This window comes from Streptomyces sp. CA-210063, assembly GCF_024612015.1.
Taxonomy (GTDB): Bacteria; Actinomycetota; Actinomycetes; order Streptomycetales; family Streptomycetaceae; genus Streptomyces.
Genome location: NZ_CP102512.1, coordinates 765,572 through 788,686 on the forward strand (window position 1 = coordinate 765,572; position 23,115 = coordinate 788,686).

The following is a 23,115-nucleotide window of genomic DNA, read 5'->3' on the forward strand; positions in this document are numbered from 1 at the left end:
CCGAGGCCGCACGCTGGCGCTGTATCCGGCGCCGCAGGCCAGCGAGCGGCATCACACTGTCGAGTCGGCCCGACCTCGTGCACACCCTCCTGGAAGGCGGCTACGAACCCTTCAACTCCGTGATGTGCTCCGTGAGTTCGGGTGCGAGCTGCTGCATCTCCGCCATGTCCGTGTCATCGGCCGCCGCGCGGAGTTTCCTCAGCTGCGTGTCCACCGACGCGGCGTCCGGGGTCTCGTGCCGCACCCGTTCCCACACGAGTTCCAGGGCGGTCACGTCGCCCGCGACGGCGCCCTCGTTCCCGGCCGACGCGTCGATCGTCACCTGGCGTGTCCAGAGGGCGAGCCGGTCCCGGTCGACCGCCGGCACGGACTCGTGGCGGAGTCGCAGATCCGTCACGTTCTGGGCGACGCGCAGGGCGGGACCCACCGCCCGCGCACCGTCCCCGGCGTTCTCCAGGGCGACGAGGTCACGCTCCACCTGCCGCTCCAACAGCTCCGGCACGGCGTCGGAGGCACGGTACGCGTCCCACGCGGCGCGGACCTCGCGGACGGTGGCGGCCCCGGGCGACTCGTGGACCGCGACGGCCGCGCGCTCCAGGGCGCTCAGCCGGTCCGGCAGCGGCCCGGGCCGCGCGTCGGTGGGCACCGCGAGCGCCACCGCCTCCAGGTCGCCGTCCTCCGTGCCGGTCGAGAACTCCCCGTAGCCCGGCGCGAACACCTTCTCCTCGGTCGAGCCGTCCATGTGCAGCTCCCGGACGGTGATCGCGCCCTCGACCTCGCCGTACGGGCCGTCGACCGTCTGGTCCACGGCCCGTACGGTGACCTCCTCGAAGACCTTCTCCGGGAGGTTCTCGGGGCGGTAGACGTCACCCTTCTCCGGGTCGGCGGGCATGATCATCGCGGGTGGGGCGTCGTCGCGGCCCGCCTGCCAGGTGCCGGCCGTGTCAGCCACGACGCCGTCCTCGTAGTTGCGGACGTCCTCGCCGAAGTACCAGACGGAGCCGTCGTCGGCCTGGGCGTACCAGTCGAGGGCGACCTCCTGGATCCGGCCGTCGGAGAAGGCGACGTACTGGCTGACCAGCGTCTCGACGGAACGGCCGTCGTACGCGATCTTCTTCGTGCCGGGCAGGAGGCTGACCTCGGTCCGGAACGGCTTGTCGTCCACCTGCCCGCCCATGATGACCTGCGTGACGTCACTGGTGGGGTGGAGCGGGTTCGTGATCCGGGTGGGGTGCGTGAAGCGCGGCTCGGCGAGGTCGACACGGTCCTTCGCCGGGGCGAGGGACAGACAGGCGTCGCCCTTCCTGCCCGTGTCCTCGTCGACGACACGCACGCAGGCGCTCCGCTCGGTCGGGCCGGCAGGGGTGCCGACGGCGCCCGAGCACGCACCGGCCAGGAGCGCGGCGGCGGTCACGGAGACTCCGGTCAGCAGGACATGGCGGTGGGCGTTCATGGCGGCCTCCCTGGGACGTGGCCTGTGCTCAGCGTCCCGCCGGCCCTCTGAACGGACGCTGAACGCACCTGAACGTGCCGTCAGGCGAATCCGGGGCGGGCATCCGGCTCGCACCATCTCCCGGCCCCGCGCCCCTCAGCGGGGGGCCGGCAACCTCGCGGTGAAGCGTGCACCGCCCAGCCCCGGCGCCGTCCCCACCGTCACCGTGCCCCCGTGCGCCGCCACCAGCTCGGCCACGATGGCGAGACCCAGGCCGGCTCCGCCCTCTCCCCTCGCGCGGGCCTCGTCCAGGCGTACGAAACGGTCGAAGATCCGGGCCCGCTCTCCCTCCGGCACCCCGGGGCCGTCGTCGTCCACGTCCAGCCGTACGGTTCCGCCGGCCTCGCCGAGCGTCAGGGCGACCCGGGAGCGGGCATGGCGGGCGGCGTTCTCGCCGAGGTTGCGGATCACGCGGCGCAGCGCGTCCTCGTCGCCCAGGACCCGCCCGGCCGAGACCCCGCTGCTGTCGACGTGTGGGCCGTCCTTCCGTTCCCGCAGCCGCCGGGCCTCCTCCAGGACCAGGTCGTCCAGATCGACGGGGCGCCGCGCCGGCCGGATCGCGTCCTCGTCGGCGCGAGCGAGAAGAAGGAGATCGTCCACGAGGCGCTGCATCCGGACGGCCTCGTCCAGGACCGTCCCGGCCAGCGCCCCGGCATCGGCGCGCCCGGGATGGGCGAGGGTCACCTCGGCGTGCTGCCGGACCGTGGCGACGGGGGAGCGCAGTTCGTGGGAGGCGTCCGAGACGAAGCGCCGTTGCGCCGCCTCGGCGCGGGCGACCCGCCGCAGCGTCCGTCCCACGGCCACCCAGGTCGCGGCGGCGGCCAGGGCCAGCAGCACGGGCAGGCCGATGAGCAGCATCCGGGTGACCGTGGAGGTGGCCTCGGCGACCCCGGCGGGCGTACGGCCGTCCAGGACGGTCAGGCGCCGGTCGCCGTCCCGCGCTCCGACCGCCACCACCAGGAAGGGGTCCTCGTCGATCGGGGTGTCGACCTCGGTGCTGCCGCCGGGCCGAAGCCCGGTCAGCGCCGGCAGTCCCTTGACGTTCGAGCTCGCCGCGACGACCGTCCCCCGCTCGTCGACGACCTGGAGGAACTCCTCCTCGGGGTCGGCCACGCGCACCTCGGGCACCCCTCCCTCCGCCTCGATCTCCCGGGCCACCGCCTGGGCGCGGGTCCGCGCGGCGTCCCGCACGTCGTTGCTCAGCTCGACCCGCAGCCCGATCACCAGGACGACGCCTCCGGCGACCAGGGCGAGCCCCACCGCCAGGGCGGCGATCACCGTGGCCCGGACGCGCACCGCCCGCAGGCGTCGCCGCTCACCCGCCATCCGGCACCAACCGATACCCGTGCCCCCGCCTGGTCCGCAGCGAGTCCCGCCCGAAGGGACGATCGATCTTGTTGCGCAGGCGCCGCACATAGACCTCGACGATGTTCGGATCGCCCTCGAAGTCGTCGCCCCACACATGGTCGAGGATCGTCCGCTTGCTCACAGCCTCGCCCGGCCGCCGCATCAGGAACTCCAGCACGGCCAACTCCCGTGCCGTCACCTCGACCTGACGCCCGGACCGGGTCACCGTGCGTGCGGCGGGATCCAGCCGCAGGTCGCCCACCGCGAGCACCGCGGGCCGCTCCCGCGCCTCCCGCCGCAGCAGCGCCCGCAGCCGGGCGAGCAGCACCGCGTACGAGACCGGCTTGGTGAGGTAGTCGTCGGCGCCCGTGTCGAGGCCCTCGATCTCGTCCCACTCGCCCTCCTTGGCGGTGAGCATGAGGATCGGCGTCCAGTCGCCCTCGCCGCGCAGCGACCGGCAGACCCGGTAGCCGTTGAGGCGCGGCAGCATGATGTCCAGGACGATCGCGTCGTACGCGTTCTCACGCGCCATCCACAGCCCGTCCACCCCGTCGAGCGCGACGTCCACGGCGAAACCGTCGGCCTCCAGCCCGTCCCTGAGCCCGGCCGCGAACCGCTCCTCGTCCTCGACGACCAGCACCCGCATACGGCCCACGCTACGGGAGCCTCCCGCGGTGACAAGCGGAAGCGATCATGCGGGCGGCGAGCAGTTCGGACCGCCCCTCGGCCAAGGCCCTCGACCAAGATCCTCAGCCAAGCCCCTCGACGTCACCGCGGCCGGTGCCATCGGCTGGCGCCAGACCGGCGCCGCACCGGGCCACGGACGCGGTCCGGTGCGGCGCGCCGGGATCAGTCCTTGTCGTTCGGCTCGTCCCCGCCGTCCACTTCGCTGCCGAGGACCTTGAAGTCCTTGTCGAGGTGCACGTCGGCCTGCTTGCCGTTGTCGAGCGTCACCTCGACCTCGTAGGAGCCCTCCTCGTCGCCGACCTCGGAGTCCGTGACCTCGCCTCCTCCGGTGTACGCGAGTGCCGCGGCGCTCGCCTTCCCCAGGGCGGGTCCTGAGATGGATGTCTCGGTGTCATCCCCACCGGTCGCGGATACAGCGATGCCAGTACCACCGCCGATCAGCGCGGCCGAGAGCACGGCCCCGACGATCCACTTACCCTTGCGCTTCATGCCGCATCCTCTCGCCGCACCCCCCGGCCGCTGGGCGCGGCCGGGCTGACGGCCTCATAGTGCGACAGACCCGCTGAACAGAGGCTGAACGAGTCTGAACGAGGTGTCAGTCTCCAGGGCATGTCACGTGGCTTGCGCCGGACCAGCACGCCGGGCGCCACCAGCTGCTGAATAATAGCGACGGCGCCGTGGTGCGGGCGAGCGGACAGCCACGCGCCCGCTCACCGTGACGACAGGGGTCAGCTCCAGGCGGTGCCGGCCCTCTGCACCCGTCCGGCCCAGGCCGTCGGTGCCGAACGGGTGGGACCAACTCGGTGCCAGCAGCTTTGAGGAAAGCCGAGGCCCTGGATGCGTTCGATGCCCTTGGCGAACCTGGGCAGTCCTGCGGCAAGGGCTGTCCAGTCAGGACGGCGCTGGAGACGTGCGCCCGGCGAACGGCGCGTAGGGGTACTTGAGCGTGAGACGACCCGTCGAACAGGAAGTGCCGCCGGTTGTCGGCGAGTCCGTGTACCCCTCCGACCGGCGCGGCGTTCCTCGTGGGTGCCGCGGGCCTGTCGCCGGTGCTGCCGAAAACCCGCAAGGACCGTGTCGTTCTTCATCCGCCACTCGATGACCTGCGCGATCCAGAAGACCGGTGCCGCCTCCAGGGTGTAGGCGAGCGAGCTGACGATCCGGTCCCGCTACGATCCGGGGCGGCGGGCCGCCAGCACCCCCAGCAGGGTGCCTGCCAGCACGGCGACAAGGAACGAGACGGCGCACAACAGCGAGGACCGCACGAGGCGTTCACCGATCACCTGGGTACCTTTGCTCCGGACGGAGAGGAAGTACGGGCCGGTGCCGACCGGCTTGGTGTTGAACGAGCCCGTGTTGGGGTCCTGTTTGCCGGCTATGTGCTCGGGGAAGGCGACCGTCCCGTGTGCATTCAGCGAGTTTCCGCCTGAGGCGGCCGATGCCTGGAAGCACAGCGGCACTGGCGCCGTCCTGATAGCGGCTGCCACCCGGCAGGTGTAGCGTCGTGAGCCAGCAGTCGTGGTTCCGAAGTCCCGTTCGCCCGTGATCACCATCACGGGCGTTCTTGCGTTTCAGCGCCTCTCCGGACCAGGGCGATCACCTCCCGGGCACGCAGGGTGCGGGCCCGGTTTTCCCTCGAAGGAGACAGTCATGGCCAAGGGCACGGTCAAGTGGTTCAACAGTGAGAAGGGCTTCGGCTTCATCGAGCAGGAGGGCGGCGGCCCCGACGTCTTCGCCCACTACTCCAACATCGCCGCCCAGGGCTTCCGCGAGCTGCAGGAGGGCCAGAAGGTCGAGTTCGACGTCACCCAGGGCCAGAAGGGCCCGCAGGCGGAGAACATTCGCCCTGTCTGACCGCCGCTGTTGCGGCAAGGCCCGGCATACCGACTTCAGGCCGCCGGGCCTTTCCGCCTGCTGTACCCGGACAGCAGGCCGGTGTCCCAGGCCGCGCCTGGGCCGTCGCCGGGTACGGCTCGGGCCCACTGACGGCAGATGCGAGCACCACGCCTGCAACCCGCACCCGAGAGATGAACCCGCAGGTGCACGCCCCCTGAGCCACTTGTCTGATCAAGCTGCGGGGTGATGCCGCAGGCGGTGACAGATCCGCTCCGCCGCGCCTGGGGTGCGCCCATGCTCGACGACGCGACCGTTCAGCGGGCCACAGCCGATCCGCTCTGCGCACCCCAGACCCCTGGGCGCGCGGCTGGCGCTCTGCCTACGACTGCCGGGGTGTACGCCTGGTGGGCGCCTCCCGAGGTCCTGACTTCCTTCCCCGGATCGGCCAATACCGGCGATGCCGGACGGCGACTGCTCGAGGGAGCGGAGCACAGCGCCGTCCAGGACCGCGTCAAGCAGACACGAGCCTTCTACTACGCCAGTGCCGGCCCGCGTCCGGACAAGTAGCCGGCGTAGTCCGTGTGCCGCGGGCCCGAATGCCTCGGCGGCTGCCGAGTGCGCGGCGACCGGCAGCGAGGGCGGCTGGGCCCGGCCGTTGCACCGGCTCATCCGGGAACTCCCGCAGGGCCAGGCCACCGGCGGCCCAATACCGGTCCGGCCTCGTCCGACCGGGCCCGAGTTCCGCGCACGCCGACCGGGTGGAAGTCGTCCACCCGCGGATCAACCGCCCCGCGCTGGAGTGGACTCTCTCGACGCCAAGAGACGGTTTCGCCTACCTGTGCCATGTGGTATCGCACACGCGGGAGATTCCCATAAGGCGTCGCCCTTCCAGCTGCCCTCAGTCCCTCCCGCGCACACGAAGCCACGGGACAGGAAAGATCCGGACCACACGCGGACCAACCGAGCCGCAAAATGCCACCTCATACACCATCACGCAGTTCAGTGGCTCGCAATCGCCGTACCACCAACAGACGAAGAACCTACTACTCTCACCGTGGCTACCCGGGCCAGGGTCCACCGCTGGTCCCTCGGCCCAGCCGTGCGCGGCCGGCCCCTTCTCCAGTTCCGCCGCCGACCAGGCCCGCCACTCCGGCTTCATCCGTGACGGACGCCCGGACGGCCCCTTGGACCGCAGACCCTCAACGCCGTCGTCCCACCAGCGGGCATGCCAGGCATAGGCGGACTTACGTGAGACCCGTAACCGCCGCGCGACCTGCGGCGGTGTCACCCCTTGCGCAAATAACTCGGCAGGCTCGAACCGCACTTGCTCCCGCCGGGCCCGCTGCTTCGCGGTCAGGCCACCCCCATCGGGATACCGCATCCTCCAGCAATACGCCCACCCGCGAGATCACCGTCACCCTAGGCCGAAAACCTCAGTAGTCACTCTCCGGCGCAGCGCTTCTCGGACCGGACGCGAGCGGCGCTGCCGACAGACAGCCGTGACACCGGAAACGTGTGGAATCTCCACACGGCGGCAGCGTGAGCGGCGCAACCGTTCCGCAACGCCTGACTCGACCGCCAGCAAGGTCAGTATGGGTCCGGACACCACCGAACCTGCAAACACCTGCACGAGCGCCTAAGCCCGGACAAGGACCTCTCACCCCAGCCTGACGAGGCGTCAGCAAAGTCAGCATCAGGTCAGCAAGAGTCCTGCCACAGCTACCCACAAGCACCCACACTGTGGAATCGCCAACCGCACCGGCTCGAGCCAGCCGACTGTTCAGACGCCTTCCGGTAGGCAGCTGGAAGGCGGTAAGAAATCCCCGACCGCCTGCCGCCCAGCGGTCGCCCAAGCTGACGCGTTCCCGCAGGTCAGCGCACTCTTCCCCGCGGTTTCAACGACACCGGTGGCAGTTCCGGTGCGGACAGTGGAGGCCCGTCGTACCCCTTTACCTCCCCGAATCGCGTCCCTTCCATCCAGTCCTGACGCGCCTGCACGATCTCTTCCTGGGACCGTCCGATCCAGTTCCAGAACATGATCAGCTCCTCCTCGAAGGGTTCGCCGCCGAGGAGCATGAGGGAGGCGTCCGAGTCGGCGCGGAGGGGGAGTTCGGTGCGGCCGCAGCCGAGGTAGAGCATGGAGCCGGGGAGGACGGGGACGCCGTCGACGTGGGCCTCGCCGGACATGGAGAGGACGGCGTACTCGAAGTCGGGTTCGAGGGGGAGGCGCAGGTCGGCGCCGCGCGTCAGGGTGAGGTCGGCGCCGACGATCGGCGTGAAGGTCGTGCCGGGCGAGGTCGCGCCGTCCAGGGAGCCGAGGATGAGGGTGGCGCTCAGGCCGGCCGCCGTGATGACAGGCAGTTCGGCGTGGTGCTCGAAGCGCGGGTCGGTGTGCCGGTGGCTGTCCGGGAGGGCCACCCACAGCTGAGCGCCGTGCAGAAAGCGGGCGTGCGGCTTCGGGCTCTCCTCGGAGTGGCTGATGGCCCGGCCGGAGGTCATCAGGCCCAGTTCGCGCGGACGGATCGTCTGGAGGCTGCCCGTGGAGTCGCGGTGCAGGACCTCGCCCTCGTGAAGCCAGCTGACGGTCTGCAGGCCCATGTGCGGGTGCGGCGGGACCTGCATGCCGGGCTCGTCGGCGATGTCGTCGGGGCCGTAGTGATCGACAAAGGCCCACGCCCCCACCATGCGGCGGCCCAGGTTGGGCAGCAGGCGCCGGACCTCGGTGGACTCGCCGAGCCGCACCCGGCGAGGGCTCAGCAGTTCCCGCACGGGTTCGGTGACGACGAATCCCCGGCCGCCGCACACACTCGGCACCGGCTGACGGTCAAGATTGCTCATGCCGCTCAACCTAGTCCTCGCACGGCCCCACCGGCAGGCCAACCCCCGCCCCGGTCGCACGGAGCGCAGCGGCGAAGCTCGTCCCGCCACCGTCACCGAGGCAAATAGTAGCCATGGCTACAGTATCCATGTACGGTATCTGTATGAGTTCGGCTTTCGAGGGCGCGACGCCCGGTTTTCTCGTCTGGCGGCTGTCCACGAAGTGGCGGGTGGCGGTCGACCGCGCGGTCGCTCCGCTGGGGCTGACCCACGCGCAGTACGCGCTGGTGGCGTCGTTGTACGGCATGCACCGGGCCGGACAACGGCCGAGCCAGCGGCAACTCGCGGACCACACCGGCCTGGAGGCCCTGTACGTCTCCAAGCTGGCCCGCGCCTTGGAGACCGCCGGGCTCCTCGAACGCACCCGGGACCCCCGCGACCCGCGCGCCGTACAGCTGGCGCTCACCGAGGAGGGGCGCGATGTGGCCCGGCGCGCGATCGAGGTCGTCCAGGGGCTGCTGCGACAGCTGCTGGAACCGCTCGGCGGCCTCGACAGCGCCCGCACACGGGAGTTCGCGCGCGACCTGACAGCACTCCTCGACGTACCACTCACCCCTGCCACCGAGCACGAGAAGGAGCAGCCATGACCACCACCGCCCCCACCGTCGACGGCCGCGTCATCGGCCTCGCCCACTACGCCAGCCGCGCGGTTCTGGAAAGCGTCCTGGCCGGCTACGGCTTGACGTTCCAGCAGTCGGTGACCCTCCGGCTCGTCGCGGTCGCCGACGAACCCGTCGACCGTGACCGGCTCGTGGGCCAGGTCGTCGACTCCCTCAAGGTCGAGGAAGCCGGCATACGGGCCGCCGTCGAGGAGTTGGTCTTCGCGAAGTTGCTGGAGACGGACCCCGCGCAGCCGACCCGGCTCAGGATCACGGACGCCGGGCGTGAGTCGTTCACCAGGTCCGCCGCCGAGACCGCACCCATCTCCGCCCGAATCTACGCCGGCATTCCCGCCGAGGATCTGGTGGCCGCCGGTCGCGTACTGACCCTCGTCACCGAGCGCGCCAACGCGGAGCTGGCCGCCATGAAGTAGTGGAATATTCAACAGCCAGTGGGGGTTGTGGGACGCCGAAGGAGGTCATCAGTGGACACGACGTACTACGACCACGGAACCCCCGCCGAGCGCTGGGAGCGCGCGGGGATGTTCTTCGACGCCAAGGACTACGCCGCCGCCGCGCGCGTTCTCGGCCCGCTGGTCGAGGAGGTGCCGGAGCAGACCGGCCCACGGCTGCTGCTGGCCCGCGCCTACTACCACTCGGCCCAACTGCGCCGCGCCGAGGCCGAGTTGCGCGTTCTCGTGGAACGGGACCCGGTGGAGCACTACGCCCGGCTGATGCTGGGCCGCACGCTCCAGCGGCAGGCCCGGCACGACGAGGCGGAGTCCCACCTGCGGATCGCCTCGGCACTCGCGGGCGACTTCGAGCGGCTGTGAGGCACGCGCGGTAGATCAGCACGGCACAGCACAGCACACGAGGGGGGCCGGGTCCCGATCGGGACCCGGCCCCCCTCGTCCGTACGCCTCCGGCTCCCGCCCGTCCCGGCTACGCGTCCGACTTGGCCTCCGCCCGGCCGCCGTACGACCGCTTGCCCCGCCGGTACGCGATCTCGCCCAGGACGACGTCCACCACGATGAACGCGGCGAGGGGGATGCCGAGTAGCGGCACGAAGTAGCCCAGGACGGCGATGACGGCCAGGGCGGGGACCAGGAGGTGCGGCGGCACCTGCTGCCAGGCGCCGCGCGGGATCGGGCGGCCGAAGGACGAGGCGCGGCCGCGCTGCCACCACATGCGGTAGCCCCAGAGGATCAGCATGACGAGGGAGAGCGCGAGGGCGATCAGGAGCAGCTGGTTCACCAGGCCGAACAGGACGCCGGTGTGGGCGTCGATGCCCCAGCGGGACAGCTTGGCGAGGATCGGGAAGTCGGCGAACCGGAGCGTGTCGGTGACCTCGGCGGTCGCCGGGTCCACGGCCACCGCGTCCTGCTTGGTGGGCCAGCTGCGCTGGACCTGCTTCACGACGTACGTGGAGGACGCGTCGGCGGGCGGCACGATCTCCACCGGGTCACCGAGGCCCTCGGCGCGCGCGGCGGCGAGGATCTTGTCCAGGTCGCCGTCCGCGGCCGTCCCGCCGTCCGCCGGGCCGGCGTCATGGCCGCCGTGGTCGCCCGCCGCGGCCGAGATGGCCGGGGTGGCCTGGTGGAGTTCGGTGCGCAGGACCTCGATGTTGGCGCCTGCGTACGTCGACCAGGTCAGGCCCGTCGCCGAGAGGAAGAAGAACCCGGCGGCGGCCCAGACGCCGACCGTGCCGTGCAGGCCCAGGGTGCGTCGGCGGCCGCTGGTACCGCGCACCTTGCGCTGGGCGCGGCGGCGGGTGAACCAGAGCACGAGACCGCCGCCCGAGATGACCCACAGCCAGCTGGCGGCGAGTTCGCTGTAGAGGCGGCCGGTCTCGCCGAGCTGGAGGTTGGCGTGGAACTTGTCGATCCAGGTCCGCACCGGCAGCGCGCCGGTCGCCCCGTACTGCTCCAGCGCGCCGCGCACCTGAGCCGTGTACGGGTCGACGAACACCGCGAGCGTGTTGGTCTCGTCGATGCCCGCGACGCCCGTCAGCATCACGCGGGTCGTCGCGTCGTCCTCCGGCGAGGGGCGTACGGCGGAGATGGTGCCTTCGGGGTGCGCCTCGCGGGCGGCGGCCACCTGCTCGGAGATCGGCAGCTTCTCGGCGCCCACCTTCGCGACCGTCATCTCGTCGGCGTAGACGAACTTCTCGACCGAGAACGAGGCGGCGTACAGCCCGCCCGTCAGGGCCGCGACCAGCAGGAACGGGGCGACGAGGACGCCCGCGTAGAAATGCAGCCGCAGGACGAGGGGCCTGAGCGAGGACCAGCCCCTCGTGGTGACGTCGGGCTTGACGACGGGTTTCTGGGGCTCGTCCGTCTCGGTCGAGGGAGCGGTGGTCATCGGCTGGCTACTCCGGGATCGCGGGGACGTCGTGGCGGTTCAGTAGTCGGGGCGCACGGGCTTCGAGTTCCCGAGGGAATGTGTGATGCCGGTCACAGGAAGGCCCTGGTGTCGCGTTGACTCGTGCACACGGCTTCGCGAGAGCCGCCTCGCATCGCGCCATCATGCTTGGCATCCTGGCGCGATGGCTTCCGAACGTGATCGCATCGAGTCCCGCCCCCTGAGCGACCGGGTCGAGGAACTCCTCGCCCACGAGGGCCCGTTGCCGATCGTCGCCGCGGGCGATCCGGTACTGCGCCGCACCGCCGAGCCCTTCGACGGCCAACTGTCCCCGGACCTCCTGGCCCGCTTCGTCGCCGCCCTGCGCGCCACCATGCACGCGGCACCCGGCGTCGGCCTCGCCGCACCCCAGGTCGGGGTGTCCCTGCGCATCGCGGTGATCGAGGACCCCGCGCCGGTCCCGGAGGAGGTACGGCTGGCCCGGGGCCGGGTCCCGCAGCCGTTCCGCGTCCTGGTCAATCCGGCGTACGAGGCCGTCGGCTCCTTCCGTGACGCGTTCTTCGAGGGCTGTCTGAGCGTGCCGGGCTGGCAGGCCGTGGTGGCCCGGCACGCCAAGGTGCGGCTACGGGCGCTCGACGAGCACGGGCGGGCGGTGGACGAGGAGTTCTCGGGGTGGCCCGCCCGTATCGTCCAGCACGAGACGGACCACCTCAACGGAACGCTCTACCTCGACCACGCCGAGCTGCGCTCCCTCTCCTCCAACCAGGCGATGGCCGACCGCTGGAACGACCCGACTCCGGCCAACGCCGCCCGGGCGCTCGGTTTCCTGCTGCCCGACTGAGCGACCGCCTGGCAGGGGTCCTGTGCGCCCGGCTCGGCCGGTTCAGCCCCGGTACGCCTCCAGCAGCCGCAGCCACACCTCGCTGATCGTCGGGTACGAGGGCACCGCGTGCCAGAGGCGGTCGACCGGGACCTCGCCGACGACGGCGATCGTGGCGGAGTGGATGAGTTCGCCGACGGCGGGGCCGACGAAGGTGACGCCCCGGAGGATCTCGCGGTCGAGGTCGACGACCATGCGGGCGCGGCCCCGGTAGCCGTCGGCGTACAGGCCCGCGCCCGCGACGGAGGAGAACTCGACGTCGACCGCGCGGACGCGGTGGCCGGCCTGTTCCGCCTCGGCGAGCGAGAGACCGACGGCGGCGGCCTCGGGGTCGGTGAAGACGACCTGGGGTACGGCGGCGTGGTCGGCGGTGGCCGCGTGGGCGCCCCAGCGGTCGCTCTCCAGAAGCGGGACACCGGCCGCGCGGGCGGCGATGGCCGCGCCCGCGATCCGGGCCTGGTACTTGCCCTGGTGAGTGAGCAGCGCCCGGTGGTTGGCGTCGCCGACCGCGTAGAGCCAGCCGCTGCCCGTCACCCGGAGGCTGTCGTCGACGGGCAGCCACGAGCCGGGTTCCAGGCCGACCGTGTCGAGGCCGATGTCGTCGGTGCGCGGGGCGCGGCCGGTGGCGAAGAGGATCTCGTCGGCCTCCAGGCGGTCGCCGGTGTCGGTGAGGGCCACCACGGTCCCGTTCTCGCGGGACACCGCCGTCACCGACGTACCGGTGCGGACGTCCGCGCCGGCCTCCGTGAGCGCCTCCGCGACCAGTTCGCCCGCGAAGGGCTCCATGCGGGGCAGCAGGCCCTTGCCGCGGACGAGGACGGTGACCTCGGAGCCGAGGGCCCGCCAGGCCGTGGCCATCTCCACGGCGACGACACCGCCGCCCACGACGATCAGCCGGCCGGGGACCGCCTGCGCGCTGGTCGCCTCGCGGCTGGTCCAGGGCTTGACCTGGGCGAGTCCCGGCAGGTCGGGCAGGAGGGCCCGGCTGCCGGTGGAGACCACCACGGCGTGCCGGGCGGCGAGGACGTGGCGCCCGCCGTCGGGGCCGTCCACGACCACCCGGCGGGGCCCGGCCAGACGCCCCTGGCCGCGATACAGGGTCGCCCCGATGCTCTCCAGCCAGCCGACCTGGCCGTCGTCCTTCCAGTGGGAGGTCTCGTAGTCGCGGTGGGCGAGGACCTCGGCGGTGTCCAGCGGGCCCTCGGCCAGGTGACGCAGGCCGGGTACGCGGCGGGCGTCGGCGCGGGCGAGCGCGGGGCGCAGCAGGGCCTTGCTGGGCATGCACGCCCAGTAGGAGCACTCGCCGCCGACCAGTTCGCTCTCCACGACCGCGGTGGACAGACCCGCCGCGCGGGTGCGGTCGGCGACGTTCTCCCCCACGGGTCCGGCCCCGAGCACCACGACGTCGTACTCGGCAGTCGCCGCTTCGCCTGCGTCTTCGGTGTTTTCGGTGTTTTCCGTATCCGTCATGGGGCCAGTCTGGTTGTTGGTGTGCGCCGTGGCCACACGGGTACGCGCGCGGAATACGCCATCGCGGGGTGGCGTTGTCGAGAGCGGCTCGCCCGAGCGCCGATACCAGGAAGAGGGATGCACGCCATGAGCAGCACCGTGGAGCTCACCAAGGAGAACTTCGACCAGACGGTCACCGACAACGAGTTCGTCCTGATCGACTTCTGGGCGTCCTGGTGCGGACCGTGTCGGCAGTTCGCCCCGGTCTACGAGAAGGCCGCCGAGGAGAACCCTGATCTGGTGTTCGGCAAGGTCGACACCGAGGCGCAGCCGGAGCTGGCCTCGGCCTTCGGTATCCAGTCGATCCCGACGCTGATGATCGTCCGGGACCAGGTCGCCGTGTTCGCGCAGCCGGGCGCGCTGCCCGAGGCGGCGCTGACCGATGTCATCGGGCAGGCCCGCAAGCTGGACATGGAAGAGGTCCGCAAGGCGGTCGCCGAGCAGCAGGCGCAGGTCGAGCAGAACGGTCAGTGAACCGCGGGTTCACGAGGTGAGCGGCATCCTGGTCAAGCCGTAGGAGAGCGGGTCGCCCGCAGACCCGGTCGAGGCACAACTCCGGTCACGGGTCGAGGAGTTGCGCCGATCCCTCGCCGTACGACTCGACAGGCGCGCGCGCCGGGACGTGGACGTCCGACACCGCCAGGTCGGCGTGATCGACTTGGCGGTGACCGGCCCGCGCTCCAGGGTCCGGTCGGCGTCGGTCGCGAAGCGGGCGGCGAGGGGGCCGGTCCTGCCGTCCGCGGTCAGCTCGATTCGCGGTGGACGATCCGCGCGGCCAGTACGTCGTGGGTCGTGGGGACCGTGCCGGGGTCGCGCACCGCGCGGTCGACCAGTTCCGCGAGGTCGCGTCCGGACGGCAACTCCAGGTGGACGGTGCTGAGTCGGGGCCGCAGCAGCCGGCCCAGCATCAGGTCGTCGGCACCGACCACGGCCGTGTCCCCGGGAACTGCGATGCCTACGTCCTGAAGGGCCCGCATCACCAGCATCGCGTACTCGTCGTTGTACGCGAACACGGCGTCCAGGCCGAGCGAGGGCCAGTCCCGGGCGAGCCGGGCCGCGGCCGCCTCGTCGTACGCGAGCGGCAGCTCCATGACCGTCGCCTCGGTCCCCTGCACCGCACGTCGTACGCCGGCGAGCCGAGGCTGGGAGAAGACCCCGAGGCCGGGCTCCTCGGGCACGACGACACCGATCCGGCGCCGGCCGCGCTCGACCAGGTGTCGGCCGGCGCTGTAGCCGACGCCCGTGTGGTCCAGGATCAACGCGTGGGCGCCCTCGACGGGTTCGGGGGTGAGGGTGAGGACGGCCTTGGCGCCGGAGCGCTTGAGGACGGCCACGCCCTGCGGGCCGAGGCCGACGCCGGGCACGATCACCGCGACCGGACGCAGCTCGGCCCAGGCGCGGGCGGCGTCGTCGCCGCGCAGGCCGATGCCGCCGTGCTGCACCACGGTGTAGTCGAGACGGCTGAGGGCCCACTGGATCTCGTTGATGAACTGGCTGTAGAGCGGGCCGATGGGCACGTTCGGCGTGGGCATCAGTACAAGGCGGCTGTGTCCGGCGCGCAGGCTGCGGGCCGCCGCGTGCGGCACGTAGCCGAGTTCCTTGGCGGCCTCATGGACCCGGCGGCGGGTGGGCTCGCTGATGCGGACGGCGCTGGTGTTGTTCAGGACGTAGCTGACCGTCGCGCGGGAGACACCCGCGAGTCGTGCCACATCGGCGCTCGTGGGCACGGATCGCTGCAGGGGCGAGGGCGGGGCGGGCTCTTTCGGTATCTGCACCATGAGGACGGCATCCTTGCAGAAGCGGTGAAGGTCGTTCCGGCCGGGGGAGTTCCGGCCACGCGGGAGCTCGGGGTTGGGCCACCGATCTTTGTGGCTGGGCAGTTTGGCGAATGTGTTCGAAATCTGTTCAACCCTGCAACCAATTCGCGCCATATCCGCGAGGTGGTCGACGGCGACTTTTCACAGACGGCTGCTCGGTTTCCTGCGCCGGTTCGGTGCCGGTTCGGTGTACCGGCGACCGATCTCGGCGCGGGCGCCGCCGTGGTCTCGCGGCGCGGCGGACAAACCAGGGTTCCGCTGGTGACCGGGGCTGACGTGCGGGTCGGGACGGGCGACCGGTTCGCCGTATCGCGCCTGGCCGAGGACGCGTGGCTGATCCTCGGGCGGCGTTCCGGAGGTTCCCCGCGGCCGTCCGCCGACGGCGGACCGTCCGGCTCGGCGCCGACGGGGCGCACCTGCTGCCGGACGGGCGCGCGGTGGCTGACAAGCGCCGACCGCAGCTGGCGGCGGCCACGTACGGTGTGCGCCCCATGCGGCCTCGATGCTCGGAAGCTATGGCGTGAACTGTGTGTTCGCTGTGGGTGTGAACAGGTTGTGGAGGGCCCACGCGGGGGACTGTGCACGGCTTCCGGCGGGCCCACCCGCCGTATGGCGGGCATCCACCGCCGTACGACGGCCTCCTCGCGCCTTGCCGTCGCGCTCATCATCGCGGTACGAACCGTTGGCACGCGTCCGCGGTACGGACCGTTGGCCGGCGTCGCGGTACGGACCGTGGACGCGGCACCCGCACGAGGAGAAGCCATGACCATGATCCCGCCCCCGTTCGATCCCGAGCTCGCGGCGGCTCTGGAGGCGCTCAAGGACATGCTTCCGCAGCAGCTGACCATGGACGACATCGCCGTCATGCGTCAGGGGCCGGGCATCCAGCTGCTGGCGCAGTTCGACCTCACCATGGACGGGTTCTTCGAGGTCGAGGACCGGCTGGTGCCCGGGCCCGAGGGCGCGCCGGAGATCTCGTTGCTGATCTGCCGCCCGGCCGCCCCCGCGAGGCCCGGTCCGCTGCCGGTGATCTACCACGTCCACGGCGGCGGCATGATCGTCGGCACCAACCGGGTCGGGGTGGACGGGCCGCTGGCCTGGGCGCGGGAGCTGGGCGCGGTCGTGGTGTCCGTGGAGTACCGGCTGGCGCCCGAGCATCCGCATCCGGCGCCCGTCGAGGACGTCTACGCGGGGCTGCTGTGGACGGCCGAGCACGCGGACGAGTTCGGGGGCGACCCCGAGCGGATCGTCATCGCCGGGGCCAGCGCGGGTGGTGGGCTGACCGCGGCGCTGGCGCTGCTCACGCGGGACCGGAAGGGGCCGCGGCCGATCGGGCAGGTGCTGCTGTGCCCGATGCTCGACGATCGCAACGACACGCCGTCCGCCCACCAGATGGCGGGGCGGGGTGTGTGGGACCGGACGGCCAACGAGACGGGGTGGACGGCGCTGCTGGGGGAGCTGCGGGGTGGGCCCGATGTGTCGGAGTACGCGGCGCCCGCGCGGGCGGAGGATCTGAGCGGGTTGCCTCCGGCGTTTCTCGATGTCGGGTCCGCGGAGACGTTCCGGGACGAGGTGGTGGCGTATGCGTCGCGGCTCTGGCAGGCGGGTGGGGTGGCCGAGCTTCATGTGTGGCCGGGGGGCTTTCATGGGTTCGACGGTCTGGCGCCGCAGGCTGCCGTGTCCCGGGAGTGTCGAGAGGCGCATGTGCGGTGGTTGCGGCGGTTGCTCGGGGAGTGAGGCGGGGCGCCCTTGATGTTTTTCGCCCCCGCCGCCCCTACCCGTCCCATCCCAGGGGCGGTGCCCCTGCGACCCCCTGGCGCGTCAGAGCTCGGGGGTGAGGATGGTGCGGCGGGTGCGGGTTGTGTGTGGTTGATCGCGCAGTTCCCACCCGGCCGCGGACGAAGGCCGGCCTCGTCCGAACGGCGCCCCCATGCCGCACCATGGGTCGTATGAAAGAGCTGGCGGGGCGGCTGACCGCGCTGGATCCGGATGCCGGTGCCGCCGTCCGGGTCATCGCCTACTTCGACACGCTGGCCGAGTCACGGGCCGGCCTGGAGGCACTGGTGCGTGGGGCGGCCGTGCTGGCCGGGTGCCCGGCGCGGCTGGTCGACGTCGAGCGGCGCGTGCACGTGCGGGTGGAGCCCGACGGGCGGCGCCAGGACAGTGACGGTCCGCCGGCCCCGGACTGGCCGTCCGCCGCGCTGGTCCCGGACGGTGTACCCGCCCTGTGGCTGGAGCGGGCCGGGGCCGCCGAGCCGAGTGTGGTGGACGCGGTCATCCTGGAGCGGGCCGCGGGTGCCCTGCGGGTGGTACTGGACCGGACCCGGGGCCGTGCGCCCCTCTCCCCCGCCGACGACCCGGCACTCGTGGAGACCGTCCTCGACGCCACCGCCGCCGAGGGAGCCCGGCTGCACGCCGCCCGACGCCTCGGCCTCGACCCCGACGACCCCACCAGCCGCGCCCGCGCCGTCGCCCCACTCGGAGGCCGGCCCCGGGTCCTGCGGGTACGCCGGGAGGGAAGGCCCGCCGATGGTGGATCGCGGGGCCGCCGGGGCGGCAGGCCCGCCGAGGGCACCTCGCTCGGTCGGCGGGACGGCAGGCCCGACGACGGCACAGCGGGTGATCGGCGGGACGGCCGGGCCGACGACGGCACAGCGGGTGATCGGCGGGACGGCTGGTCGGGCGACGGCGCGTCTCGCGATCGGCGGGACGGCTGGTCCGGCGACGGTGCGTCTCCCCATCGGCGGGGCGGCAGGCCCGGGCAGGGCGCATCACGTGATCGGTGGGACGGCCGGGCCGCCGAGGCCGAGCTGCCCCGTGGGCGGGTCGGTGTGGGGCCGGCTGTGCCCGTACTCGGGTTGCCCGGGTCCTGGGACGGTGCGCGGATCGCGTTGCGGTTCACCGCCGAGGGGAGCGCGCGGGACCCGGGGGAGCCGGTGGTGTACGCCGACGACCTCGGCGGGATCGCCCTCCTCGCCGAGCTGATCGCGCCGGGGGCCGAACCGCCTCCGGACGTACGGGACTTGGAGCGGGCCGCGGCCGACTCGCCCTGGATGCTCGCCACACTGCACGCGGTCGCGTCCACGGCGAGCCTGCGGGCGGCGGCCACCGGGATCAACGTCCACCACTCCACGCTCCAGGACCGCCTGACCCACGCGGAGGCACTCCTCGGCTGGCCGGTCCGCACACCCCAGGGCCGACTCCGGCTCCACCTGGCGCTGACCATGCGGCACTTGGCGCGCGGCTAGGCGACCGCAGGCGGCGGCCACGCGGCTTCGGCGGGTGATTCGGCGGCTTCCGGTCCGCGGTCCGGCCGTTCCCGGTCCGCGATTCGGCGGCTTCCGGTCCGCGGTCCGGCCGTTCCCGGTCCGCGATTCGGCGGCTTCTGGCCTGCGATCCGGCAGCTTCCGGTCCGCGATTCGGCGACTTCCGGCCTGCGATCCGGCAGCTTCCGGTCCGCGATTCGGCGACTTCCGGCCCGCGACCCAGCAGCTTCCAGTCCACGACGCGGCGACTTCCGGCCCGCGACCCAGCAGCTTCCAGTCCACGACGCGGCGACTTCCGGCCCGCGACCCAGCAGCTTCCAGTCCACGACGCGGCGACTTCCGGCCCGCGACCCAGCAGCTTCCAGTCCGCGACCAAGCAGCTTCCGGCCCGGCCAGAGGCAAAGCCAGGCAACGCCTCCCCCGCCTCCCCTGCCGCCTCCCGGCGCCCCCACCGCCACGGCCGCCCCCTTCGCCGTCGCCGCCCCTCTCTTTACCGCCCCCCTTCCCCATCGCCGCCCCCTTCGCCATCGCCACCCCCCTTCCCCATCGCCACCCGCTTCGCCATCGCCATCGCCTCGCCCGCCAACGCGAATCGCCGGTCCCGTCAGGGAAGTCCTTCTCCCTGTACCGTGGCGTCCGTGCGGACGTTACCGTTCGGTAGAAAGCCTGCTTCCGGAGGTGTTCCGTATGGCTGCCGACCGTGTCCCGGGTCTGGCGGAGTGTGCTCGTGCGCTGGCCGCCGGGGAGGTGACGTCGCGGGCGCTCGTGGAGGAGACGCTCGCCCGGATCGAGGCGAGTCAGGGGACGGTCAACGCGTTCCGGCGGGTGCGGGCCGAGGCGGCGCTGGTGGAGGCCGAGGCGGCGGACGAGGAGCTGGCGGCGGGCGGGCGGCGGCCGTTGCTCGGGGTGCCGGTGGCCGTGAAGGACGACATGGACGTGGCCGGGGAGCCGACCGCGTTCGGCTGCCAGGGCGAGTTCCCCTCACTGCCGGAGGACGGCGAGGCGGTACGGCGGCTGCGCGCGGCCGGGGCGATCGTCGTCGGCAAGACCAACACATGTGAGCTGGGGCAGTGGCCGTTCACCGAGGGCCCGGCCTTCGGGGCCACCCGCAATCCCTGGCACCCGGACCACACACCCGGCGGCTCCTCCGGCGGTTCGGCCGCGGCCGTCGCGGCGGGGCTCGTGCCGGCCGCGCTGGGCTCGGACGGCGCCGGCTCGGTGCGCATCCCGGCGGCCTGGACACATCTCGTCGGCATCAAGCCCCAGCGCGGCCGGATCTCGACCTGGCCGCACGCGGAGTCCTTCCAGGGCATCACCGTCAACGGCACCCTCGCCCGCACGGTCGCCGACGCGGCCCTCCTCCTGGACGCGGCGAGCGGCAACCACGAGGGCGACCTGCACCGGCCGCCCGCCATCAACGCCTCCGAGGCGGTGGGACGTGATCCGGGACGGCTCAGAATCGCCCTGTCCGTGAAGCCGCCGTTCACCGCGCTGCCCGCACGGCTCGACCCCCGCGTACGGGAACGGGTCCGCGCGGTGGCGGAGCGACTCGCCGCGCTCGGGCATGTGGTGGAGGAGGCGGAGCCGAGGTACGGGCAGATCGGGCTGACGTTCGTCCCGCGCGCCACCGCCGGAATCGCCGAACGGGTGGGCGCGATCACCCAACAGGACCTCCTCGACCGCCGCACCCTCGACACCGCCCGCCTCGGCCGGCTCCTCGGTGGGGCGCCCCTGCGACTGGCCCGCCGCGCGGAGGCCACGCTCCACCAGCGGATCGGCGCCCTCTTCGACTCGTACGACGTGCTGCTGGCGCCGACGACCGCCGCTCCCCCACCGCGCATCGGCTCCATGCTCAACCTGGGCGGCCTCGGCACCGACCGCGCGATGATCGCGGCCTGCCCGTACGCCTGGCCGTGGAACGTGCTGGGCTGGCCCGGGCTGAACGTACCGGCGGGCTTCGTGGACGGGCTGCCGGTGGGCGCGCAGTTGCTCGGTCCGGCGAACAGCGAGCCTCTGCTGCTGTCGCTGGCCGCGCAGTTGGAGGCGGACCAGCGCTGGCACGAACTGTGGCCGCCTCAGTCGGCCGCCGCGGATTCCCCCACGGTGTGACCCGTACGCTGTGACCATGGACGAAGCGTCGATGGTCGGGCTGATGGGACGGGTGACCGGTGCGGTCGGCCCCGGGCTCGTCGGCGAGGTGATCGTCCGGGTGCGGGGCGGCGCCGAGCACTTTCTCGCGTACCCCGCCTCCGCGAAGGACCGGATCGAGCCGGGGACGCTCGTGATGGTGATGGAATATCTGCCGCCGCGCACGGTGTATGTGACGGTGGCGTACGACAGTTGACGGTCCGTCGGGTCGGCCTGTCGGGCTTCTGCCACCGGTTGGCATCAGGACTGCAACAAGGGTCCCCCGCTCCCTGTACCGCCGCCCTGGCACGCGGGACACTCCCGACGTTCGGTGCCGAAAGGGCACCTGGCAGAGGGGGTGTCGATGTTCATCGGCATGATCGCGGGGGCGGCCGTAGGAGCCGTCCTGGTACTGATCGGTCTGTTCAAACTGATGTGGCGAGTCGCCGAACCCAACGAGGCGCTCATCATCTCCGGCTCCAAGACCAAGATGGAGGGTCTGGAGGAGGGCATGAACTTCCGTATCGTCACGGGGCGCGGCACGCTCGTGCTGCCCGGTGTGCAGGCGGTGCGCAAGCTCTCGCTCGACCTGAACCAGACCGAGCTGTCCGTGGACTGCGTGACCCATCAGGGCATTCCGCTGAAGATCCGTGGTGTCGTCATCTTCAAGGTGGGCGACGACTTCGTGTCCATCGCCAACGCGGCCCGTCGTTTCCTCGACCAGCAGAAGCGCGTCTCGGAGCGGGTGCACAACGTGTTCGCCGGTCATCTCCGCTCCATCGTGGGCGGGTTGACGGTCGAGGACATGATCCGGGACCGCGACAAGCTGACCGGCCAGACACGGGCGGCGTGCGGTACGGAGATGGAGAAGCTGGGTCTGATCGTCGACTCGCTGCAGATCCACGAGATCGAGGACCCGACCGGCTACATCAAGAACCTGGCCATGCCGCACGCGGCGGCCGTCCAGCGGGACGCCCGTATCGCGCAGGCCGAGGCCAACCGGCTGGCCACCGAGGCCGAGCAGCAGGCCGCCGCTCGCATGGCGGAGGCCACCCGGGACAGCGAGATCCTCCAGGCCGGCTACCAGGCCGAGCGGGACAAGGCCGCCGCCGAGTCCAGGCAGGCCGGCCCGCTCGCCGAGGCGGCCGCCCTGCAGGAGGTCGTCGTCCAGGAGACCCGGGTCGCGGAGCTGGCGGCGGCCCGGCGCGAGCAGCAGCTCCAGGCGGACGTCCGCAAGCCCGCGGACGCCAAGGCCTACGAGAAACGCACGCTCGCCGAGGCCGAGCGCGACGCCCGTATCTCCGCCGCGCAGGCCAAGGCCAAGGAGACCGAACTCGCGGCCGCCGCCGAGGCGACCGCGACCCAGATCTCCGGTGAGGCCGAGGCCGCCGCCCGTCAGGCCAAGGGGCTCGCCGCCGCCGAGGCCACGCGCGCGAAGGGGCTCGCCGAGGCCGAGGGCATCAAGGCGCGGGCCGCCGCGCTGGCCGAGAACCAGGAAGCGGTGATCGCGCAGCAACTGGCCGAACAGTGGCCGGAGATCGTGCAGGCGGGTGCGTCCGCCTTCGGGAACGTCGACAACATGGTGTTGTTGAACGGGGCCGACGGGATGGCGGACATGTTCGCCAAGGCCCTCACGATGGGGGGCACCGGGTTGGGGCTGGCTCGGCAGTTGTTGTCGTCCATGAACCAGAACGCTGTGCCCGCCGGCGGCTCGGCAGGGGTCAATGGGGTGCCGGTGGAGAAGGTGGCGGTGGACCGGGAGTCGTAGCGCCGTAGCTCCGACTGCAGGTTGTCCGCTGCGGGTCGTTCGTGGTTGATCGCGCAGTTCCCCGCGCCCCTGACGGGGCGCGGGTTAGCGTGTGCTGTGACTTCCTTCGCTGATCAAGAAGTGCCCGGGCGTTACGGGCCCACCGCCACCGTCGAGGCCGATCCCCGTGAGGTGGGGCGGGTGCGTACCGAGTACTCGCCCGCGCATGACGGGGATCCCGATCCCGGGGAGATCGTCTGGACGTGGGTGCCGTTCGAGGAGAACGACGGGCGGGGGAAGGATCGGCCGGTGCTCGTTGTGGCTCGGGAGCCCCGGGGGACGTTTCTCGCCGTTCAGTTGTCGAGCAAGCGGCATGACGGGGATCGGGAGTGGGTGCCGATCGGGAGTGGGCCGTGGGATCGGTCCGGGCGGGATTCCTGGGTGGATGTGGACCGGGTGTTGCGGCTGTACGAGGACGGGATGCGGCGGGAGGCGTGCGCGTTGGATCGGATGCGGTTCAACTCCGTTGTGCACCGGTTGCGGGAACGGTACGGGTGGCGTTAGGTCGTA

General features: G+C 72.1%; 21 protein-coding genes and 1 pseudogene. 12 read left to right on the forward strand and 10 right to left on the reverse strand.

The genetic code is table 11. The features are described 5' to 3' along the window. Positions 1-100: 100 nt before the first annotated feature. The 5 genes from JIX56_RS03330 to JIX56_RS47915 form a co-directional block, all read right to left on the reverse strand. On the reverse strand, positions 101-1,453 hold the full coding sequence (locus JIX56_RS03330) for a hypothetical protein (protein WP_257537249.1): 1,353 nt from the start codon (positions 1,451-1,453) through the stop codon (positions 101-103). A 135-nt stretch (positions 1,454-1,588) separates the two neighbouring features. Continuing rightward, positions 1,589-2,908: a sensor histidine kinase gene (locus JIX56_RS03335; RefSeq protein WP_443031750.1), complete on the reverse strand. Its 1,320-nt coding sequence runs from the start codon at positions 2,906-2,908 to the stop codon at positions 1,589-1,591. Beyond that, positions 2,808-3,485 carry a response regulator transcription factor gene (locus JIX56_RS03340; RefSeq protein ID WP_257537251.1) on the reverse strand — a complete coding sequence of 226 codons (678 nt, stop codon included), beginning with the start codon at positions 3,483-3,485 and terminating at the stop codon, positions 2,808-2,810. The genes JIX56_RS03335 and JIX56_RS03340 overlap by 101 nt, the downstream gene beginning before the upstream one ends. Before the next feature lie 203 nt (positions 3,486-3,688). Beyond that, positions 3,689-4,015, reverse strand: a complete 327-nt coding sequence (locus tag JIX56_RS03345; protein WP_257537252.1) for a PepSY domain-containing protein — start codon at positions 4,013-4,015, stop codon at positions 3,689-3,691. A 680-nt stretch (positions 4,016-4,695) separates the two neighbouring features. Further along, on the reverse strand, positions 4,696-5,013 hold the full coding sequence (locus tag JIX56_RS47915) for a hypothetical protein (protein ID WP_257551545.1): 318 nt from the start codon (positions 5,011-5,013) through the stop codon (positions 4,696-4,698). 163 nt (positions 5,014-5,176) lie between these two features. On the opposite strand from JIX56_RS47915, the gene JIX56_RS03355 reads away from it, so the two are divergent. After that, positions 5,177-5,380 carry a cold-shock protein gene (locus JIX56_RS03355; protein WP_020120296.1) on the forward strand — a complete coding sequence of 68 codons (204 nt, stop codon included), beginning with the start codon at positions 5,177-5,179 and terminating at the stop codon, positions 5,378-5,380. 1,032 nt (positions 5,381-6,412) lie between these two features. Here JIX56_RS03355 and JIX56_RS03360 read toward each other — a convergent pair. Further along, positions 6,413-6,743, reverse strand: a pseudogene (locus JIX56_RS03360) (helix-turn-helix domain-containing protein); the annotation flags it as partial. A gap of 491 nt (positions 6,744-7,234) precedes the next feature. Next, a complete protein-coding gene (locus JIX56_RS03365; protein WP_257537254.1) occupies positions 7,235-8,200 on the reverse strand; it encodes a pirin family protein in 966 nt (321 codons plus the stop codon). A gap of 143 nt (positions 8,201-8,343) precedes the next feature. Here JIX56_RS03365 and JIX56_RS03370 point away from each other — a divergent pair, with 143 nt between their 5' ends. The 3 genes from JIX56_RS03370 to JIX56_RS03380 are packed head-to-tail and all read left to right on the forward strand — an operon-like array spanning position 8,344 to position 9,671. Further along, a complete protein-coding gene (locus JIX56_RS03370; RefSeq protein WP_257537255.1) occupies positions 8,344-8,826 on the forward strand; it encodes a MarR family winged helix-turn-helix transcriptional regulator in 483 nt (160 codons plus the stop codon). Then, the gene (locus tag JIX56_RS03375) at positions 8,823-9,272 is read left to right on the forward strand and encodes a MarR family transcriptional regulator (RefSeq protein ID WP_257537256.1); all 450 of its coding nucleotides are present in this window, start codon (positions 8,823-8,825) and stop codon (positions 9,270-9,272) included. The genes JIX56_RS03370 and JIX56_RS03375 overlap by 4 nt, the downstream gene beginning before the upstream one ends. Before the next feature lie 51 nt (positions 9,273-9,323). Further along, the gene (locus JIX56_RS03380) at positions 9,324-9,671 is read left to right on the forward strand and encodes a tetratricopeptide repeat protein (RefSeq protein WP_257537257.1); all 348 of its coding nucleotides are present in this window, start codon (positions 9,324-9,326) and stop codon (positions 9,669-9,671) included. A 109-nt stretch (positions 9,672-9,780) separates the two neighbouring features. Here the strand turns inward: JIX56_RS03380 and JIX56_RS03385 are convergent, their stop codons facing one another. Continuing rightward, positions 9,781-11,199, reverse strand: coding sequence for a PepSY-associated TM helix domain-containing protein (locus JIX56_RS03385; protein ID WP_257537258.1), 1,419 nt, complete (start codon positions 11,197-11,199; stop codon positions 9,781-9,783). A gap of 184 nt (positions 11,200-11,383) precedes the next feature. Here JIX56_RS03385 and JIX56_RS03390 point away from each other — a divergent pair, with 184 nt between their 5' ends. Further along, positions 11,384-12,040 (forward strand): peptide deformylase, encoded by a 657-nt coding sequence (locus JIX56_RS03390; protein ID WP_257537259.1) that lies wholly within the window; start codon positions 11,384-11,386, stop codon positions 12,038-12,040. Between the two features lie 42 nt (positions 12,041-12,082). On the opposite strand, the gene JIX56_RS03395 is transcribed toward JIX56_RS03390, so the two are convergent. Beyond that, positions 12,083-13,549: a dihydrolipoyl dehydrogenase family protein gene (locus tag JIX56_RS03395; RefSeq protein ID WP_257537260.1), complete on the reverse strand. Its 1,467-nt coding sequence runs from the start codon at positions 13,547-13,549 to the stop codon at positions 12,083-12,085. A 126-nt stretch (positions 13,550-13,675) separates the two neighbouring features. On the opposite strand from JIX56_RS03395, the gene trxA reads away from it, so the two are divergent. Further along, complete coding sequence (gene trxA / locus JIX56_RS03400) at positions 13,676-14,062, forward strand: thioredoxin (protein WP_257537261.1); 387 nt, start codon at positions 13,676-13,678, stop codon at positions 14,060-14,062. Positions 14,063-14,331: 269 nt separating this feature from the next. Here the strand turns inward: trxA and JIX56_RS03405 are convergent, their stop codons facing one another. Then, complete coding sequence (locus JIX56_RS03405; RefSeq protein WP_257537262.1) at positions 14,332-15,366, reverse strand: LacI family DNA-binding transcriptional regulator; 1,035 nt, start codon at positions 15,364-15,366, stop codon at positions 14,332-14,334. Positions 15,367-16,167: 801 nt separating this feature from the next. On the opposite strand from JIX56_RS03405, the gene JIX56_RS03410 reads away from it, so the two are divergent. The 6 genes from JIX56_RS03410 (at position 16,168) to JIX56_RS03435 (ending at position 23,109) form a co-directional block, all read left to right on the forward strand. Next, on the forward strand, positions 16,168-17,142 hold the full coding sequence (locus JIX56_RS03410; protein WP_257537263.1) for an alpha/beta hydrolase: 975 nt from the start codon (positions 16,168-16,170) through the stop codon (positions 17,140-17,142). A 212-nt stretch (positions 17,143-17,354) separates the two neighbouring features. Then, on the forward strand, positions 17,355-18,653 hold the full coding sequence (locus JIX56_RS03415) for a helix-turn-helix domain-containing protein (RefSeq protein WP_257537264.1): 1,299 nt from the start codon (positions 17,355-17,357) through the stop codon (positions 18,651-18,653). Positions 18,654-19,358: 705 nt separating this feature from the next. After that, positions 19,359-20,780, forward strand: a complete 1,422-nt coding sequence (locus tag JIX56_RS03420; RefSeq protein WP_257537265.1) for an amidase — start codon at positions 19,359-19,361, stop codon at positions 20,778-20,780. A gap of 10 nt (positions 20,781-20,790) precedes the next feature. Continuing rightward, positions 20,791-21,015, forward strand: coding sequence for a hypothetical protein (locus JIX56_RS03425; RefSeq protein WP_257537266.1), 225 nt, complete (start codon positions 20,791-20,793; stop codon positions 21,013-21,015). A 147-nt stretch (positions 21,016-21,162) separates the two neighbouring features. After that, positions 21,163-22,566 (forward strand): flotillin family protein, encoded by a 1,404-nt coding sequence (locus tag JIX56_RS03430; protein WP_257537267.1) that lies wholly within the window; start codon positions 21,163-21,165, stop codon positions 22,564-22,566. A gap of 96 nt (positions 22,567-22,662) precedes the next feature. Continuing rightward, on the forward strand, positions 22,663-23,109 hold the full coding sequence (locus tag JIX56_RS03435; RefSeq protein ID WP_257537268.1) for a type II toxin-antitoxin system PemK/MazF family toxin: 447 nt from the start codon (positions 22,663-22,665) through the stop codon (positions 23,107-23,109). The last annotated feature ends 6 nt before the right edge of the window (positions 23,110-23,115 follow it).

What these genes read in the sequence shown, in the direction of transcription:
- JIX56_RS03415 (WP_257537264.1), top strand. Translation starts at nt 17,355, where the DNA reads ATGAAAGAGCTGGCGGGGCGGCTGACCGCGCTGGATCCGGATGCCGGT.
- JIX56_RS03375 (WP_257537256.1), top strand. Translation starts at nt 8,823, where the DNA reads ATGACCACCACCGCCCCCACCGTCGACGGCCGCGTCATCGGCCTCGCC.
- JIX56_RS03370 (WP_257537255.1), top strand. Translation starts at nt 8,344, where the DNA reads ATGAGTTCGGCTTTCGAGGGCGCGACGCCCGGTTTTCTCGTCTGGCGG.
- JIX56_RS03365 (WP_257537254.1), bottom strand. Translation starts at nt 8,200, where the DNA reads ATGAGCAATCTTGACCGTCAGCCGGTGCCGAGTGTGTGCGGCGGCCGG.
- JIX56_RS03410 (WP_257537263.1), top strand. Translation starts at nt 16,168, where the DNA reads ATGACCATGATCCCGCCCCCGTTCGATCCCGAGCTCGCGGCGGCTCTG.
- JIX56_RS03335 (WP_443031750.1), bottom strand. Translation starts at nt 2,908, where the DNA reads ATGTGCGGCGCCTGCGCAACAAGATCGATCGTCCCTTCGGGCGGGACT.
- JIX56_RS03390 (WP_257537259.1), top strand. Translation starts at nt 11,384, where the DNA reads ATGGCTTCCGAACGTGATCGCATCGAGTCCCGCCCCCTGAGCGACCGG.
- JIX56_RS03340 (WP_257537251.1), bottom strand. Translation starts at nt 3,485, where the DNA reads ATGCGGGTGCTGGTCGTCGAGGACGAGGAGCGGTTCGCGGCCGGGCTC.
- trxA (WP_257537261.1), top strand. Translation starts at nt 13,676, where the DNA reads ATGAGCAGCACCGTGGAGCTCACCAAGGAGAACTTCGACCAGACGGTC.
- JIX56_RS03395 (WP_257537260.1), bottom strand. Translation starts at nt 13,549, where the DNA reads ATGACGGATACGGAAAACACCGAAAACACCGAAGACGCAGGCGAAGCG.
- JIX56_RS03405 (WP_257537262.1), bottom strand. Translation starts at nt 15,366, where the DNA reads ATGGTGCAGATACCGAAAGAGCCCGCCCCGCCCTCGCCCCTGCAGCGA.
- JIX56_RS03355 (WP_020120296.1), top strand. Translation starts at nt 5,177, where the DNA reads ATGGCCAAGGGCACGGTCAAGTGGTTCAACAGTGAGAAGGGCTTCGGC.
- JIX56_RS03420 (WP_257537265.1), top strand. Translation starts at nt 19,359, where the DNA reads ATGGCTGCCGACCGTGTCCCGGGTCTGGCGGAGTGTGCTCGTGCGCTG.
- JIX56_RS03330 (WP_257537249.1), bottom strand. Translation starts at nt 1,453, where the DNA reads ATGAACGCCCACCGCCATGTCCTGCTGACCGGAGTCTCCGTGACCGCC.
- JIX56_RS03345 (WP_257537252.1), bottom strand. Translation starts at nt 4,015, where the DNA reads ATGAAGCGCAAGGGTAAGTGGATCGTCGGGGCCGTGCTCTCGGCCGCG.
- JIX56_RS03385 (WP_257537258.1), bottom strand. Translation starts at nt 11,199, where the DNA reads ATGACCACCGCTCCCTCGACCGAGACGGACGAGCCCCAGAAACCCGTC.
- JIX56_RS03430 (WP_257537267.1), top strand. Translation starts at nt 21,163, where the DNA reads ATGTTCATCGGCATGATCGCGGGGGCGGCCGTAGGAGCCGTCCTGGTA.